Annotated in this window: 17 protein-coding genes; 8 read left to right on the plus strand and 9 right to left on the minus strand. The window is 39.4% G+C overall.

Features of this window, described 5'->3' with window-relative positions; all coding sequences use genetic code 11:
- Positions 1-50 precede the first annotated feature (50 nt).
- Positions 51-551: a fasciclin domain-containing protein gene (locus MS6x_RS03615; RefSeq protein ID WP_482607138.1), complete on the minus strand. Its 501-nt coding sequence runs from the start codon at positions 549-551 to the stop codon at positions 51-53.
- Positions 552-697: 146 nt separating this feature from the next.
- Between MS6x_RS03615 and MS6x_RS03620 the strand changes: the two genes are divergently transcribed.
- The 3 genes from MS6x_RS03620 to MS6x_RS03630 are packed head-to-tail and all read left to right on the plus strand — an operon-like array spanning position 698 to position 1,751.
- Entirely contained in the window at positions 698-970 is a 273-nt protein-coding gene (locus MS6x_RS03620) for a hypothetical protein (RefSeq protein ID WP_482605402.1), read from the plus strand.
- On the plus strand, positions 915-1,397 hold the full coding sequence (locus MS6x_RS03625; RefSeq protein ID WP_482605403.1) for an LD-carboxypeptidase: 483 nt from the start codon (positions 915-917) through the stop codon (positions 1,395-1,397). Before MS6x_RS03620 ends, MS6x_RS03625 begins: the two co-directional genes overlap by 56 nt.
- Before the next feature lie 45 nt (positions 1,398-1,442).
- Complete coding sequence (locus MS6x_RS03630) at positions 1,443-1,751, plus strand: hypothetical protein (RefSeq protein WP_482607139.1); 309 nt, start codon at positions 1,443-1,445, stop codon at positions 1,749-1,751.
- A gap of 2 nt (positions 1,752-1,753) precedes the next feature.
- Here MS6x_RS03630 and recQ read toward each other — a convergent pair whose 3' ends face one another.
- On the minus strand, positions 1,754-3,964 hold the full coding sequence (gene recQ, locus MS6x_RS03635) for a DNA helicase RecQ (RefSeq protein ID WP_482605404.1): 2,211 nt from the start codon (positions 3,962-3,964) through the stop codon (positions 1,754-1,756).
- Positions 3,965-4,127: 163 nt separating this feature from the next.
- On the opposite strand from recQ, the gene MS6x_RS03640 reads away from it, so the two are divergent.
- From MS6x_RS03640 to lptB, 4 genes are read left to right on the plus strand one after another with little or no spacing between them, the layout of a single operon-like run.
- Complete coding sequence (locus tag MS6x_RS03640; protein ID WP_482605405.1) at positions 4,128-5,105, plus strand: KpsF/GutQ family sugar-phosphate isomerase; 978 nt, start codon at positions 4,128-4,130, stop codon at positions 5,103-5,105.
- Positions 5,105-5,998 carry a twin-arginine translocase subunit TatC gene (gene tatC / locus MS6x_RS03645; protein ID WP_482605406.1) on the plus strand — a complete coding sequence of 298 codons (894 nt, stop codon included), beginning with the start codon at positions 5,105-5,107 and terminating at the stop codon, positions 5,996-5,998. Before MS6x_RS03640 ends, tatC begins: the two co-directional genes overlap by 1 nt.
- Complete coding sequence (locus MS6x_RS03650; RefSeq protein ID WP_482605407.1) at positions 5,982-6,332, plus strand: carboxymuconolactone decarboxylase family protein; 351 nt, start codon at positions 5,982-5,984, stop codon at positions 6,330-6,332. The genes tatC and MS6x_RS03650 overlap by 17 nt, the downstream gene beginning before the upstream one ends.
- Positions 6,333-6,383: 51 nt before the next feature.
- The gene (gene lptB / locus MS6x_RS03655; protein ID WP_482605408.1) at positions 6,384-7,124 is read left to right on the plus strand and encodes an LPS export ABC transporter ATP-binding protein; all 741 of its coding nucleotides are present in this window, start codon (positions 6,384-6,386) and stop codon (positions 7,122-7,124) included.
- A 2-nt stretch (positions 7,125-7,126) separates the two neighbouring features.
- Here the strand turns inward: lptB and MS6x_RS03660 are convergent, their stop codons facing one another.
- From MS6x_RS03660 to MS6x_RS03690, 7 genes are all read right to left on the minus strand, one after another.
- A complete protein-coding gene (locus MS6x_RS03660; protein ID WP_482605409.1) occupies positions 7,127-7,756 on the minus strand; it encodes a low molecular weight phosphatase family protein in 630 nt (209 codons plus the stop codon).
- A gap of 57 nt (positions 7,757-7,813) precedes the next feature.
- The gene (locus tag MS6x_RS03665; protein ID WP_482605410.1) at positions 7,814-8,623 is read right to left on the minus strand and encodes a DUF4198 domain-containing protein; all 810 of its coding nucleotides are present in this window, start codon (positions 8,621-8,623) and stop codon (positions 7,814-7,816) included.
- 48 nt (positions 8,624-8,671) lie between these two features.
- Positions 8,672-9,070, minus strand: a complete 399-nt coding sequence (locus MS6x_RS03670) for a DUF4345 domain-containing protein (RefSeq protein ID WP_482605411.1) — start codon at positions 9,068-9,070, stop codon at positions 8,672-8,674.
- A complete protein-coding gene (locus MS6x_RS03675; protein ID WP_482605412.1) occupies positions 9,070-10,326 on the minus strand; it encodes an MFS transporter in 1,257 nt (418 codons plus the stop codon). The genes MS6x_RS03670 and MS6x_RS03675 overlap by 1 nt, the downstream gene beginning before the upstream one ends.
- Complete coding sequence (locus MS6x_RS03680) at positions 10,323-10,802, minus strand: GyrI-like domain-containing protein (RefSeq protein WP_482605413.1); 480 nt, start codon at positions 10,800-10,802, stop codon at positions 10,323-10,325. Before MS6x_RS03680 ends, MS6x_RS03675 begins: the two co-directional genes overlap by 4 nt.
- Positions 10,802-11,320 carry a GNAT family N-acetyltransferase gene (locus MS6x_RS03685; RefSeq protein WP_482605414.1) on the minus strand — a complete coding sequence of 173 codons (519 nt, stop codon included), beginning with the start codon at positions 11,318-11,320 and terminating at the stop codon, positions 10,802-10,804. Before MS6x_RS03685 ends, MS6x_RS03680 begins: the two co-directional genes overlap by 1 nt.
- A gap of 98 nt (positions 11,321-11,418) precedes the next feature.
- Positions 11,419-12,162, minus strand: a complete 744-nt coding sequence (locus MS6x_RS03690) for a CDP-alcohol phosphatidyltransferase family protein (RefSeq protein ID WP_482605415.1) — start codon at positions 12,160-12,162, stop codon at positions 11,419-11,421.
- 247 nt (positions 12,163-12,409) lie between these two features.
- Between MS6x_RS03690 and MS6x_RS03695 the strand changes: the two genes are divergently transcribed.
- The gene (locus MS6x_RS03695) at positions 12,410-13,591 is read left to right on the plus strand and encodes a lipoprotein N-acyltransferase Lnb domain-containing protein (RefSeq protein WP_482605416.1); all 1,182 of its coding nucleotides are present in this window, start codon (positions 12,410-12,412) and stop codon (positions 13,589-13,591) included.
- Positions 13,592-13,619: the final 28 nt, after the last annotated feature.

A 13,619-nucleotide genomic window follows, 5' to 3' on the forward strand; every position in this document is an offset into this window, starting at 1 on the left:
CCCAGTTTTCAAATGAAAGCTGAGCATTTTAGGTTTAAGGGGCCTGTACTTTATTTAGGCATTACAACTGTATCAACGGCATGTATAACGCCATTGGTAGCAGCTACATCCGCTATAACGACAGTAGCCATTCTGCCTTTTTCATCTGTTAACTTTACACTTCCGCTATCAAGAGACAGTATAATTTTACCTCCTTGTACCGTAGTAACCTCAAAAGCTCCGTTATTAGCTTTAATGGCATCGATCACAGCAGCTGCTTCAAACTTACCGGATACTACATGATACGTAAGAAGACCTGTTAATGCATCCTTACTTTCAGGCTTTAATAAACCTTCTACGGTGCCATCTGGCAAAGCTGCAAAAGCATCGTTTACGGGAGCAAACACCGTGAAAGGACCTTCGCTGCTTAGGGTTTCTACCAAGTCGGCAGCTTTAACCGCTGCTACCAGCGTTGTAAAATTTTCATTAGCGGCGGCGACACCTACTATGTTTTGGGCTTGCACAATTGTTGCTGCGAACAAGGCTGCAGAAACGAACATAATTTTAATCATTTTCATATTATTGTTTTTAAGTTTTGGTAAATGTATAGTATTGATTGTAGCACAAATCATAAATTTTGTTTAATTTTTATACAAATATGTTAAACATTTTACATTTTGTGTTTTTATGTATTTCGAATTGTAAAAAACCAACAATCATGAAACTAACCAGACGCAACTTTTTCAACGGTATATTAGGAATCACCTATACTACGTTTTTATATTCCTTTGGTTACAACAGGAAAAATCTTTCTGCAGTAGGGCAAACAAAAGTGCTTCCTAAAGCGTTAAAAAAAGGAGCTACTATTGGCTTAATCGCTCCCGGCTACTCTTTCGCCCAATACGTTGAAACTGGCTATAAAGGCCTTAAAGGAAATGGGGTACAAGAGCAACCACACCAAAAGAATTTACAAGTTCCATGGCTATTTTAGCAATACGGATGAGGAGCGTGCCGCAGATATCAACGAGCTATTTGCCAATGAGAACGTAGATGCCATCTTATGTATACGTGGTGGTTACGGTTGCACACGTATAATGCATCTTCTAGATTATGATGTTAGAAGAAGAAACCCGAAAGCCTTAATCGGTTTTAGCGATGTCACCGCTTTACTAAACGGAATATACAAACAAACCGGCCTAATCTGCTTTCACGGCCCAGTACGCAACACTATAAATGACCTTTTTAGTAAAAAAGGGTTCAAAGATCTTTTGGAAAACAAAAAGCCCGTTTACCGCATTTCGAATGCGATACTACCCGAAGACTTAAAAGCCAATACGGAATACGAAAGATATACTATCAATCAAGGAACCGCCAGCGGAGAACTAACAGGTGGAAGTTTAACGCTAATAAATGCATAAATAGGCACACCATATGAAATAGACTTTACGGATAAGCTTGTCTGCATTGAAGATGTTGAAGAAGCACCATATCGTATAGACCGTTTGTTGACCCAACTGATACAGGGCGATACGTTTACAAAAGCCTCTGGAAATATTTTTGGCGTCTGTGCGGGATGTGACCGCCCGAGCGCACCGGATACGTTTACGCTTAAAGAAATACCAATGGACAGAATAAAGCCTCTTGGAATTCCAGCGGTATACGGCATAAGTTTTGGACATGTTGACCAGAATTTCACCTTCCCTATAGGAATTCAAGCTGTCATGAACACCAACACCATGACGATTGAACTAAAAGGGCCTTGGGTTAGCTAAGATTAATTGGCCACCTCACTGATAAATTTTAGTCGGTACAGTCGCAGTTCCTCGTCTTCGTACTCGCCATCAAACTCGCTCATGGCAGCCTCCAAGTCATCTGTCTCCGCTTCCAAAAAGTATTCATGTATTTCCTCTTGTTGGTCTTCATCCAGCACCTCATCGACCCAATACCCCAAATTTAATTTAGTCCCGCTGAATACAATTTGCTCCATCTCCTTTATCAATTCATCGATTTCAATACCTTTTGCAGAAGCGATATCCGTCAAAGGTAATTTACGATCTACATTTTGAATAATGTATAATTTAAGACCCGAATTTGCACCTGTACTTTTGACCACCAAATCATCTGGTCTAATAATTTCGTTTTCTACAACATAATCAGAAATAAATTTTAAAAAAGGTTTACCATATTTCTTCGCTTTTCCCTCTCCTACACCATGTACATTGAGTAACTCATCCGTAGTAATAGGATATTTCAAAGCCATATCCTCTAATGAGGGGTCTTGAAAAACTACAAAAGGCGGCACTCCCAATTTGTTTGCTTGTGACTTTCTCAAATCCTTTAATTGTTTTAGAAGCTTAGCATCTGCCACGCCGCCCGTTTTTGCGGCACCTACTATCGCATTGTCATTTTCTGCGCTGTAGACATGATCTTTGGTCATCATAAAGGAAGTTGGTTTCTCCAAAAACGCCTCCCCTTTTTCTGTAAGGTGTATAACACCGTATTGTTCTATCTCTTTTTTTAGGAGGCCGGCAACCAAAACTTGGCGTACCAAAGCCATCCAGTGGCTTTTATCCTTATCGGAGCCTATTCCAAAAAAGTCCTTTTCATTGGTTTTGTGCGACGAAATTATTGCATTGCTCTTGCCGCGTAAGGCACAAACTACCTCCTTAGATTTAAATTTTTCACTAGTACCTTTTACTACCCGCAACAACTTTAAAACATCTTCGCGAGCTTCTTCCTTTTGTTTTGGATTGCGGGTATTATCGTCCATATCGGCACCTTCGCCTGTTTCCTCATCGAATTCTTCTCCAAAATAATGCAACATGAATTTTCGTCGAGACATGGAAGTCTCTGCATAGGCCACAACCTCCTGCAACAGCGCATTTCCTATTTCCTGCTCTGCAACAGGTTTCCCCGACATAAATTTTTCCAGTTTTTCTATGTCCTTGTAGGAGTAAAAGGCCAAACAATGCCCTTCTCCGCCATCTCTTCCTGCCCTTCCTGTTTCTTGGTAATAACTTTCTATACTTTTAGGTATATCGTGATGGATTACAAAACGAACATCAGGTTTATCTATACCCATACCAAACGCAATTGTAGCCACTACCACATCCACATCTTCCATCAAGAACATATCTTGATACTTAGATCTTGTTTTGGCATCAAAACCAGCATGATAGGGAACCGCACTTATCCCATTTACCTGTAGTACCTGAGCAAGCTCAGCGACTTTTTTACGACTTAAACAGTATATTATTCCAGATTTACCTTGATTCTGCTTCACAAACCGTATAATATCCGCTTCCACATTTTCGGTCTTCGTACGCACCTCATAGTATAAATTAGGCCTGTTGAAAGATGCTTTAAAAAGTACGGCGTCATTTATCCCCAAGTTTTTAACAATATCCTCCTGTACTTTAGGTGTGGCAGTGGCCGTGAGGCCAATTATTGGAATGTTACCTCCCAAACGCTCCACAATAGACTTAAGATTTCTGTATTCCGGCCTAAAATCATGTCCCCACTCCGAGATACAGTGCGCCTCGTCTACCGCAACAAAGGACACCTCTACAGAGCGCAAAAACTCTACATTTTCCTCTTTGGTAAGGGATTCAGGGGCAACATACAAAAGCTTGGTAATACCATCTGTTATATCCTTTTTCACCTGCTTGATCTCGGTCTTGTTCAAAGATGAATTTAAGACGTGTGCAATACCATGCTCTGAAGAAACACCCCTAATAGCGTCTACCTGATTTTTCATAAGTGCAATCAAAGGAGAAACTACGATTGCCGTACCGGGCTTCATTAAAGCGGGTAATTGATAGCAAAGAGATTTTCCCCCTCCCGTGGGCATAATCACAAAACAGTTCTTATTTTGTAATATTTGTTTAATAACTTCCTCTTGAAGCCCCTTGAACTGGGAGAAACCAAAATATTTTTTTAAAGAGGCATGTAAATCAACTCCGTTCAAAGCTTTCTCGTCTATCACGTTTTTTAATTTAGTGCTAAGAAATTATGTAAGTAAATTATTTGGTAGTTAACATCAAGAATCGCAACCAAATTATTATTGGATACATATCCTATACCATTAAGTTTATGTAATTTTGTAATCTTAAAGATAAGACAATCTTTTAGGAATACAATTCATAAAATTGAATAATACGTTGACATCTGCAAGTACGATTATCGATTTAGCGAAAAAGACGATTAAAACGGAGCGAGATGCTATTACGCACCTCATTTCCTTGGTAGACGAAGATTTTGCGAACGCCGTTAATTGCATAATAGCCTCTAAAGGCCGTGTCGTAATTTCAGGAATTGGTAAGAGCGCTATCATCGCATCTAAAATTGTTGCCACCTTAAATTCTACGGGGACACCTGCGATATTTATGCATGCTGCGGATGCCATACATGGAGATTTGGGAACCGTTCAAGATAATGATGTGGTCATCTGCATCTCCAAAAGTGGAAGTACTCCTGAAATAAAAATGTTAATCCCACTGTTGAAACGAGGGAAGAATAAATTAATAGCCATGACGGGAAATCCTGATTCTTTCTTGGCCCAACAATCCGATTTTCTCCTGAATACTTTTGTAAAAGAGGAAGCCTGTCCTAACGGTTTGGCACCAACCACTAGCACTACCGCACAACTTGTTATAGGAGATGCCTTGGCCATTGTATTATTGGAACTTAAAGGTTTTAGCAGTGCAGACTTTGCCAAATATCACCCAGGAGGTGCGTTGGGTAAAAAATTGTACTTAAGGGTTTCGGATATTATTAAGAATAATCAGATACCCCAGGTACAACTGAATGAAGAAGTTAAGCAGGTAATCATAGAGATTTCAAAAAAAATGCTTGGGGTAACGGCTGTTTTGGATGATGAAAAAATTGTTGGAATTGTTACGGATGGTGACATTAGAAGAATGTTAAACAAGCACGACAATATAAAGGGACTAACCGCGGCCGATATTATGAGCCAAAATCCTAAAACCGTAGCTACCGACACCCTTGCTATCGAAGCTTTGAAACTTATGCAACAAAAAGGAATATCTCAGTTATTGGCCGTAGATAAAGGGGAATACAAAGGGATTATCCACTTACACAATCTCATAAACGAAGGTATTTTATAATGGGAGAAAAATCAACAACACCGCCTAATGAGATGTCCTTTTTGGACCATTTGGAAGAATTAAGGTGGCATTTAATACGATCAACCTTGGCTATTGTCATTATTGGTTGTGCGGCCTTTTTAATGAAGGACTTTATTTTTGACACGATTATTTTTGGTCCTAAGAAAATGGATTTTCCCACATATAGGGTATTTTGCGAGATTGCGACTTTATTAGGTTTTGAGTCCGCTTTTTGTGCAGACGAATTACCTTTTACCATACAAAGCAGGCTGATGTCCGGTCAGTTTTCTGCACATATATGGACTTCCATTTGGGCAGGATTCATTATTGGTTTTCCTTACGTATTGTATGAAGTTTGGAAGTTTATTAGCCCTGGACTTTATGAAAAAGAGCGGAAAAATTCAAGAGGATTTATCCTAGTAGCATCTTTCTTATTTTTTATGGGGGTGCTTTTTGGATATTATATAGTAGCGCCTTTATCCATCAACTTCTTGGGCACCTACCAAGTAAGTTCTGAGGTTACAAATGAATTTGACCTTGCTTCCTATATTTCTACCATCAGGACTTCGGTTATCGCATGCGGTATTTTATTCGAATTACCGATAATCATTTATTTCTTGACAAAAGTAGGCTTGGTAACCCCAGAAATAATGAAAAAATATCGAAAGATAGCCTTGGTTATCGTTTTGATATTATCCGCTGTAATTACGCCACCGGATGTAACAAGCCAAATTATCGTTGCTTTTCCTGTTTTAATTTTATACCAAGTAAGTATCGGTATTTCTAAACGGGTTCTAAAAAACGAGGCAAAAAGAGAACGTAAAGCAGCCGAAAAGGCAAAAGCGGAAAAAGCGAAAGCAGAAAAAGCAAGAAAAGATGTCAAACCAAATTGATGAATTTAATGCCTATCGTTCCAAAATGAACGATAAGCTTCTGGGTGATAACAATAAGATTATTAAGCGCATTTTTAATCTAGACACCAACGCGTTTGCCAAGGGTGCATTGGACGTGAAGACCAAAGAACTTTTAGGTCTGGTTGCCTCCACGGTGCTTAGGTGCGATGATTGTGTAAAATACCACCTTGAAAGCTCCTATAACGAAGGTGTCACCAAAGAGGAAGTTATGGAAACCTTGGGAATTGCAACCCTTGTAGGGGGCACTATCGTTATTCCTCACCTTAGGCGCGCCTATGAGTATTGGGAAGAACTGGAAAATCAGCACCGTTAAATAAACATTAAAACCTTTTCTTGGCAATGAATAAGGTTTAGATTTGAAAAGATGAAGCTAAGAGCCGAAAACATAATGAAATCCTACCGAGGCCGCAGGGTGGTAAAGGGCATATCGTTGGAAGTAAACCAAGGTGAAATCGTAGGACTCTTAGGACCAAACGGAGCTGGTAAAACAACATCGTTCTATATGATTGTTGGTCTTATTAAACCCAATGGTGGCGCTATCTATTTGGACGATATGGAAATTACAAAGTTTCCTATGTACAAAAGGGCCCAAAACGGAATTGGCTATTTGGCACAAGAAGCCTCGGTATTCAGAAAATTAAGCATTGAAAAGAATATTTTGAGCGTTCTCCAACTTACTAAGTTGAGCAAGAAAGAGCAGCATATGAAAATGGAATCCCTTATTGAGGAGTTTGGATTAGGCCATATTCGTAAAAGCCGTGGAGATTTGTTATCAGGTGGAGAACGAAGACGTACCGAAATTGCAAGGGCATTGGCAACAGACCCTAAATTTATTTTATTGGACGAACCCTTTGCAGGGGTAGACCCCGTTGCGGTGGAGGATATACAACGTATCGTAGCCCAATTAAAGAACAAGAACATTGGTATTTTAATTACCGATCATAACGTTCAGGAAACCTTGGCCATTACGGAACGTTCTTACCTTATGTTTGAAGGTGGCATTTTAAAATCCGGAATTCCGGAAGATTTAGCTGCCGATGAAATGGTACGAAAAGTCTACTTGGGACAGAATTTTGAACTTCGCAAAAAGAAGTTGGATTTTTAGGATTACTTTATTTGAGAAAACACATAACACAACTCCGTAGCAATTTGCATACTCCGTTCCCAATATTTTTCTTGCTGCAACGGAGTAGTGTCAAAAGCCTTAGGGTCTTCAAACGTAAGCGCTATTCTTTTCTCGGCTCCGGAAATATAAGGGCAATTGCTATCTGCATGACCACAGGTTAAAATCGCAGCAAAGTTGGACTTTGGATTAAATGCGTTGTCATATGCTTTTGAGAACCCCACTATGGGATGCAAGTTGTCTCCGAATTTAATGGAATACACTGGGTTAGTTCCTTCCGAAAGATTTGTAATCTCAAACCCCATAGTACTTAAAACATCAACTACCGTTGGGAACAAAGCTGTTGCCTCAGTTCCTCCGGAATAGGAAAATACATTTTCGATTCCAAAATACGTGGCCATGGTTTGCGCCCAAATCTGCGACAAATGACTTCGACGTGAATTATGAGTGCATATAAAATTCAAATTTATAGTTATACCCGCATCTTTTTTGTTTTGAATGAAATCGATAAGGTTGTGCAATACGGGCAGTCGGTCTTTTGGAATATCTGATAGATCCAATTTACTTATGGTTTGGCGAATACCTTCAAATAAACCTGAATTTTCTCCTCTCATTTAGCAATAATACAACATATCCAATTCGTACTAACAACTTAAACCCAAACCTAACGATTATTTAATCTCAAAAGTCAATGTAGCCCAATTGGATTCATAATCTACATCAGCATCCTCTTTTGTCTCCATGTGAATTGTTGCCACATACCACTTCCCTTTTGCATTTGGCCGTATGGTAACCAGTCCATTTTCGTTGGTCCTCGTAGCGTTTTCATTATCATGAGCATTCTGTCCTGGAACAGCCGTGCTATAATGAACTGTTTGATTGGCCAAAGGCTTACCATTTCTTAGCAACTTGAACGAAATAGGTACGCCTAAACCTACCTTAAAAGGATTGCTCATGGGCACAAATTCAATTGGATAACCTAAAGGCTTCATAAAGTCCATGGAGCTTTCCTCTCCTATTTGAAGCAACGATTTAACGTGCTTAGAATAGCGTTCCCTTGCCCCATTATCATCTATTCTTAGTGCCTTTCTTTCGGTAATAATGCTTTCCAGACCTTCGTGCTCCAAATAACTAGCAAAGGCATTTGCATCCATTTCTAAAATTCTCGGCAACGTGGATATCCCTGCAACATAGGTACCTGGATTTCCAGTGGTAAAATTTAAATAGGTAATTTTATCCTTTATCATGAATTGACCTTCTTCAGGTTCTAAAAGATAATCTGGACCAATGATTTTTGAATTGATAATACGATCTGCGGTAATGGCATTCTCACTGGTATCAAAAGTCCCATTAAGTAAATAAAGTTGCGTAGGCGCATCAGGTTGTAAAAAATGGGAATCCGTCTTAAGAAACAGCTCATGAGATGAAAACAAAACGGTGGCGAACAAAAGGAGGAACAAATAGCTTATTTTACGCATCATAGTAGTTTTTAGATTATACACTACCTACGAAGAAAACTAGGGAAGGTTTTATTTTTTATTTAAAATCGAACAATGTTTCAAATTATAAAGCCCCCAACAAAAAAATAATAGCTCCAAAATAAGTGCCGGTGTAAATTGCATAGAAACACCATCAAATAATGTACTCACTATTCGTCCAAAAGAAATACCTCCCATAAATAACACATTGCAAACCGTAGCTGCATACCAGAGTTTAGCGTTGTAAGCACCCATCAGCCAAAATATACCAATCCCAATGTAAATGCCCATGATAGCACGGAGCATATTCTTTAGCTCCAGGGCTTCCACTTGAAAATCCAGAATCAATGGCATCAAGTACGATGGGTGACCACCATAAACACAGCCAGCGATTATTACAATAACCCCCGAAAGCAACAAGTTTAGATTTCTGTTCGTTTGAATGACCACTATTTGCTATACAATTTATAATAATACCAAGCGGCAACACCTCCTACCAAAGAAAATATGGCCAACATGCCAAAGACTAGCTGGTGACCCACCACACCGGGATTGGAATCCAGTAAGTAACCCATGGCCGGTCCTGCAAAAATATCGGGTGTGTAGCCAATTAGGGAAATAAGACCCACAGCGGTACCTGTTAGCACCAATGGAATCTTTCCACGCTCCATTACGGCAAAGTAAAGGGAGCGTGCCGCATAAACTCCCGTAGCTACGACCAAAATAGAAATAAAGAATAAGGCCGTAGACGAGTCGGAAATAACTCCGGTGGCAAATAGCAATGCTCCGATAAAAGAAACTATAAAACTGACCAACAACCAGTAGGTAGTCTGTGAGCGATCTGCCAATATCCCGATTAGTATCCCAACAACCGGGCGCACGAATAATAACAATGTTCCAACTTGTGCCGACTGTACTTGGTCGTATAACATCACATCTTGGGCATAAAGCGAAAATATATCGGTGATTTTATAACCTACATAAGCACAAAGGATAATTACCATTAATAAACCTACAGCTGGTAATTTCAGTACTTCCTTTATTTGAGAAACGGTAATTTTATCCAGAACAATAGCCCGTTCCGCTGCTTTATCCATCCGCATAAAAAACCAAACTAAACCACCTACGATAACAACAATACCTGAAGAAACCAAAATTACATATTTAAATGCGGTCCTGCTTTCTGCGATGGTAGCTTCGGCTATTTCGGAGCTGATAAAAATAGAAAAAATAAGAACACCCATAGTCCCGAACAACGCACCGACCAAACCACGGCCACCGTCTAGAAACCCAAAGGCTTTACCCTGAGATGTTGCCCCGCCCCAAACGCGGGTGGCTTTTATCATAGCAGCCCAAAATAAAAAAATCGTAGTAAAACCCCAATAGCCATACAGTACCTTAAGAACAGCATAGCTTGGATAGGTGGCGTATACCAATCCACCTAATGCGGTCATCCAGAGCGCAACGGCAATAAGTTTTCTTGGTGGGTACTTATCTGCCAAGGGGCCACCAAAAAGATAGGAAACTAGAGCAACAAACCCATAGACCGAAAAACATAATCCCAATTGTGTATTGTCCAGGGCAAAAACATCCAATACGGTAGGTCTAAACACCCTAGCCAGCACAAACGGGAGAATAAAAACGCTTTCACCTGCCAATATTAACAAAAGGAGATAGTACCAAGGGGCTCTTTGAGATTGCTTCATGCTTCTTTTATAGGAATCCAGATTTCTTCTTCAGAATTGGGATTGTTATTTTCGTAATTGGCGCCTAGCACCTCAAAATGAGGACGGTTGTCCAATACAAATTTAGATTTTGGAATCCAGTCTCCATAAATATAATGAAAGATACTAGGGTCACCGCTTTCACCTTTGTAATCAAAAAGAGCATATAGTCCCCCAACAATCGTAAATGTCTCCATCCCTTCCGGAACACTATTGTAATCAAGCACTTCAACTAGTGCGTATCTCATAAATTCCCGTTCTGGAGTAAAAACGCTATGATATTCAGGCGGGTATACTTGCAGAGAAATAAAATCGGTACCTACCCTATTTTGAATTTGTCCTCGCATGGGCATAAAACTACGCCACAATTCTCCGGTTCTGTTGTTGACCAAACTCATAAATAGTGACTGTCCAATACCCTTGGTGTCTTTTCTTTGGATTATTCTCGGTTGCATCATTATTGAGCTCCTAAATCAATTTCGAAAAGGCAAACAGGTGCCTCATTATAGTGCAACGGCAAGGAGTCCGTATTTGATAAATCGAACATCCCTAAAAATTTGAAACCTGCTTTCGTATAATGTGCAATAAGTTTGGTATTGTTGCCCAATGTATCCAACCTCACAAACCGTTTTTGATTTTCTTTAGCATACGCTTTAGCCCATGATACAATGGTTTCGACAAAATTACGTCCTCTAAAATCGGAGTTCGTTGCTATACGGTGAATATACACTGCGGCATCCCTATTGCGTTCTTCCCAAATGGCTGCATCGGTAAAAGTAACTGCCCAAACACAGGCCATTTTTTTATCTAGCATTAGTTTGAACTGGCGCTGTTCTGCTATTTCGGTTTCGATAAGTGTTGGGTCAAAATCTGGCCATACTACCACTGTCTTTTTTGTTTTCTGATACTCCGAGGCAACTGTATAAAGGCGAAAGATTTCGGCGATATCATGAGGTTTAGAATTAATGATTGTCATAAATTAATCTATGTCCTTAATTATAATTACTTACCACAACAAGCTTTAATGTTCTTAAATAGCCTAACCTCGGGCTATTCCGAAATTCATGAGTTACTCTACTTTTGATTCCAGCGGCTCACTAAAGAGCTCAAAACATAAAAAAGAATAATAATAGGCACCGCCAAAAATTGCATTGTTATTAAGAACACGAGACTAAGCGTTAAAAATATATAACGCAATGCATTATCGGTAAAACTCCAATTCTTGAATTTAAGGGCGAACAAGGGCAGGTTACAGTTCAATAAAAAAGCACTCAACAACGTTAGACCTATCAAAAACCACTGGTTCAGCAGCATATCACTGAGCACGGCACTTGGATGATAAAACAGGATCAAAGGAAGCGACAGAATCAACAAAGCATTGGCAGGTGTAGGCAACCCGATAAAGGAAGACACCTGATTTTCATCCAAATTAAACTTGGCTAGGCGATAGCCAGACGCCAAGGTAACAATGAAGCCGACAAAAGGGAGCAATGATGTGAAGTTGAATCCTTCGGTAGAAATTAGGGAATACGTATCCAAATTCCAGCCTCCAGTTTGAGACATACCCAACAATTGAAACATAACAATACCTGGCACCAATCCGCTCGTAACCATATCTGCCAACGAATCCAGTTGCAATCCTAATTCGCTCTTTACATTAAGAACGCGTGCGGCCAAACCATCAAAGAAATCGAAAAAAATACCCAAAGCCACGAATATGGCGGCAATTTCCAATTGGTTCCAAACAGCAAACACAGCGGCCACGCAACCACAAAAGAGATTGAGCAGCGTTATAAAATTGGGAACATGTTTTTTCATAAAATAGTGGACTTTATGGAATACTAAAAATGATTTTAGTTTCTGGTGCTACGTGTAAACTTAAAGCTAAAAATAGCATATTTCTTTGGTTACACCTTCTTTACCCATAGTTTATACCAAGCAGTTGTAAGTTTATTCGTCATGAGATAGCAATTACCTCGCAAAAATGTGATATGCTAAAAATGGACTTTAGGGTAGCTTCAGGATTATTTGCATCTTTGCAGCGTTTAGGTTCAGCGCAGCATTTATGTTTAAAAAAATAGTACTTACATTTCTTTTACTTTTAACCATTGTTAGGGGTTATTCCCAAGCGACGCAATTATCCCCACTTTCAAAATTAAGCCTACTTACCGTAGGCACCGGCCAAGATCTGGCAGCTAAATTTGGACATAGCGCCATACGTTTACAAGATCCGGCGATAGGTATAGATGTGGTTTATGGTTACGGTACCTACAACTTTGATGACCCCAATTTTTATCTAAATTTTACGCGTGGTAAATTAGATTATATGATTACACGTAGCACGTTTGACCTATTCGAAAGAAGTTATGTGTATGAGCAACGGTGGATCAAGGAGCAAGAGCTAGACTTGGACTTTGTCCAACGAAGTGCCATCGTCGCCTTTTTAGAAACCAATTTACTACCTCAAAACCGTTTGTATAAATATGATTTTTTATTTGAGAACTGCGCCACTAAAATTCCCGAAGTGTTTGAAAAGAATCTTGGCAATGCCCTACAGTTTGATTATACGCATTTAGAAGAGCAGTTTACGTTTAGGCAACTCATACATCAAAATTTAAATGTAAACTCTTGGTCTAATTTTGGAATAGACTTGGCGCTAGGTTCTGTAATTGACAGAAAGGCTTCGCCTTACGAACACCTATTCCTTCCTATTTATGTTTACGAACAACTAAAACATACTACCTTAAACGGTGCTCCAATTGTCACAAAAGAATCGATACTTCTGGATATACCCACGCAAAAAGAGGATACTTTTTTTGTTGTAACACCAGTATTTTGGCTAGGACTGCTATTGTTTGTAGTACTGTTTGTTACAATTACAGATGTAAAGCAAAACAGACGGACAAAATGGGTAGACATACTTTTGTTTTCCTTTACGGGAATAGCTGGTTGCATCATCCTATTTCTATGGTTCTTTACGGACCATGATGCCACTAAGGCCAATTTTAATGCGCTTTGGGCATTTGCGCCCAACCTTATCATCGCTTTTTACCTGCTTAAAAGTCAACCAGCCAAATGGATTAAAACATATCTTGTAATTGTACTGGCACTACTTGTAATTAGCGTAATTTTGTGGATTGTAAAAGTGCAAGTATTCTCCATTTTAATGGTCTTTGTGTTATTGGCCTTGGGAATCCGATACCTGTTTCTTTTGCATCATTTAAAAAAAACCGCACAGGCTCTCTAGACCAAAAAGATGTTTTACACTTGATACT

Source organism: Maribacter sp. MS6 (assembly GCF_056839185.1).

Coding starts and splice junctions, on each gene's coding strand:
- MS6x_RS03615 (WP_482607138.1), bottom strand. CDS start 551: ATGATTAAAATTATGTTCGTTTCTGCAGCCTTGTTCGCAGCAACAATT.
- MS6x_RS03620 (WP_482605402.1), top strand. CDS start 698: ATGAAACTAACCAGACGCAACTTTTTCAACGGTATATTAGGAATCACC.
- MS6x_RS03625 (WP_482605403.1), top strand. CDS start 915: ATGGGGTACAAGAGCAACCACACCAAAAGAATTTACAAGTTCCATGGC.
- tatC (WP_482605406.1), top strand. CDS start 5,105: ATGGGAGAAAAATCAACAACACCGCCTAATGAGATGTCCTTTTTGGAC.
- MS6x_RS03650 (WP_482605407.1), top strand. CDS start 5,982: ATGTCAAACCAAATTGATGAATTTAATGCCTATCGTTCCAAAATGAAC.
- lptB (WP_482605408.1), top strand. CDS start 6,384: ATGAAGCTAAGAGCCGAAAACATAATGAAATCCTACCGAGGCCGCAGG.
- MS6x_RS03660 (WP_482605409.1), bottom strand. CDS start 7,756: ATGAGAGGAGAAAATTCAGGTTTATTTGAAGGTATTCGCCAAACCATA.
- MS6x_RS03665 (WP_482605410.1), bottom strand. CDS start 8,623: ATGATGCGTAAAATAAGCTATTTGTTCCTCCTTTTGTTCGCCACCGTT.
- MS6x_RS03675 (WP_482605412.1), bottom strand. CDS start 10,326: ATGAAGCAATCTCAAAGAGCCCCTTGGTACTATCTCCTTTTGTTAATA.
- MS6x_RS03680 (WP_482605413.1), bottom strand. CDS start 10,802: ATGATGCAACCGAGAATAATCCAAAGAAAAGACACCAAGGGTATTGGA.
- MS6x_RS03685 (WP_482605414.1), bottom strand. CDS start 11,320: ATGACAATCATTAATTCTAAACCTCATGATATCGCCGAAATCTTTCGC.
- MS6x_RS03690 (WP_482605415.1), bottom strand. CDS start 12,162: ATGAAAAAACATGTTCCCAATTTTATAACGCTGCTCAATCTCTTTTGT.
- MS6x_RS03695 (WP_482605416.1), top strand. CDS start 12,410: ATGTTTAAAAAAATAGTACTTACATTTCTTTTACTTTTAACCATTGTT.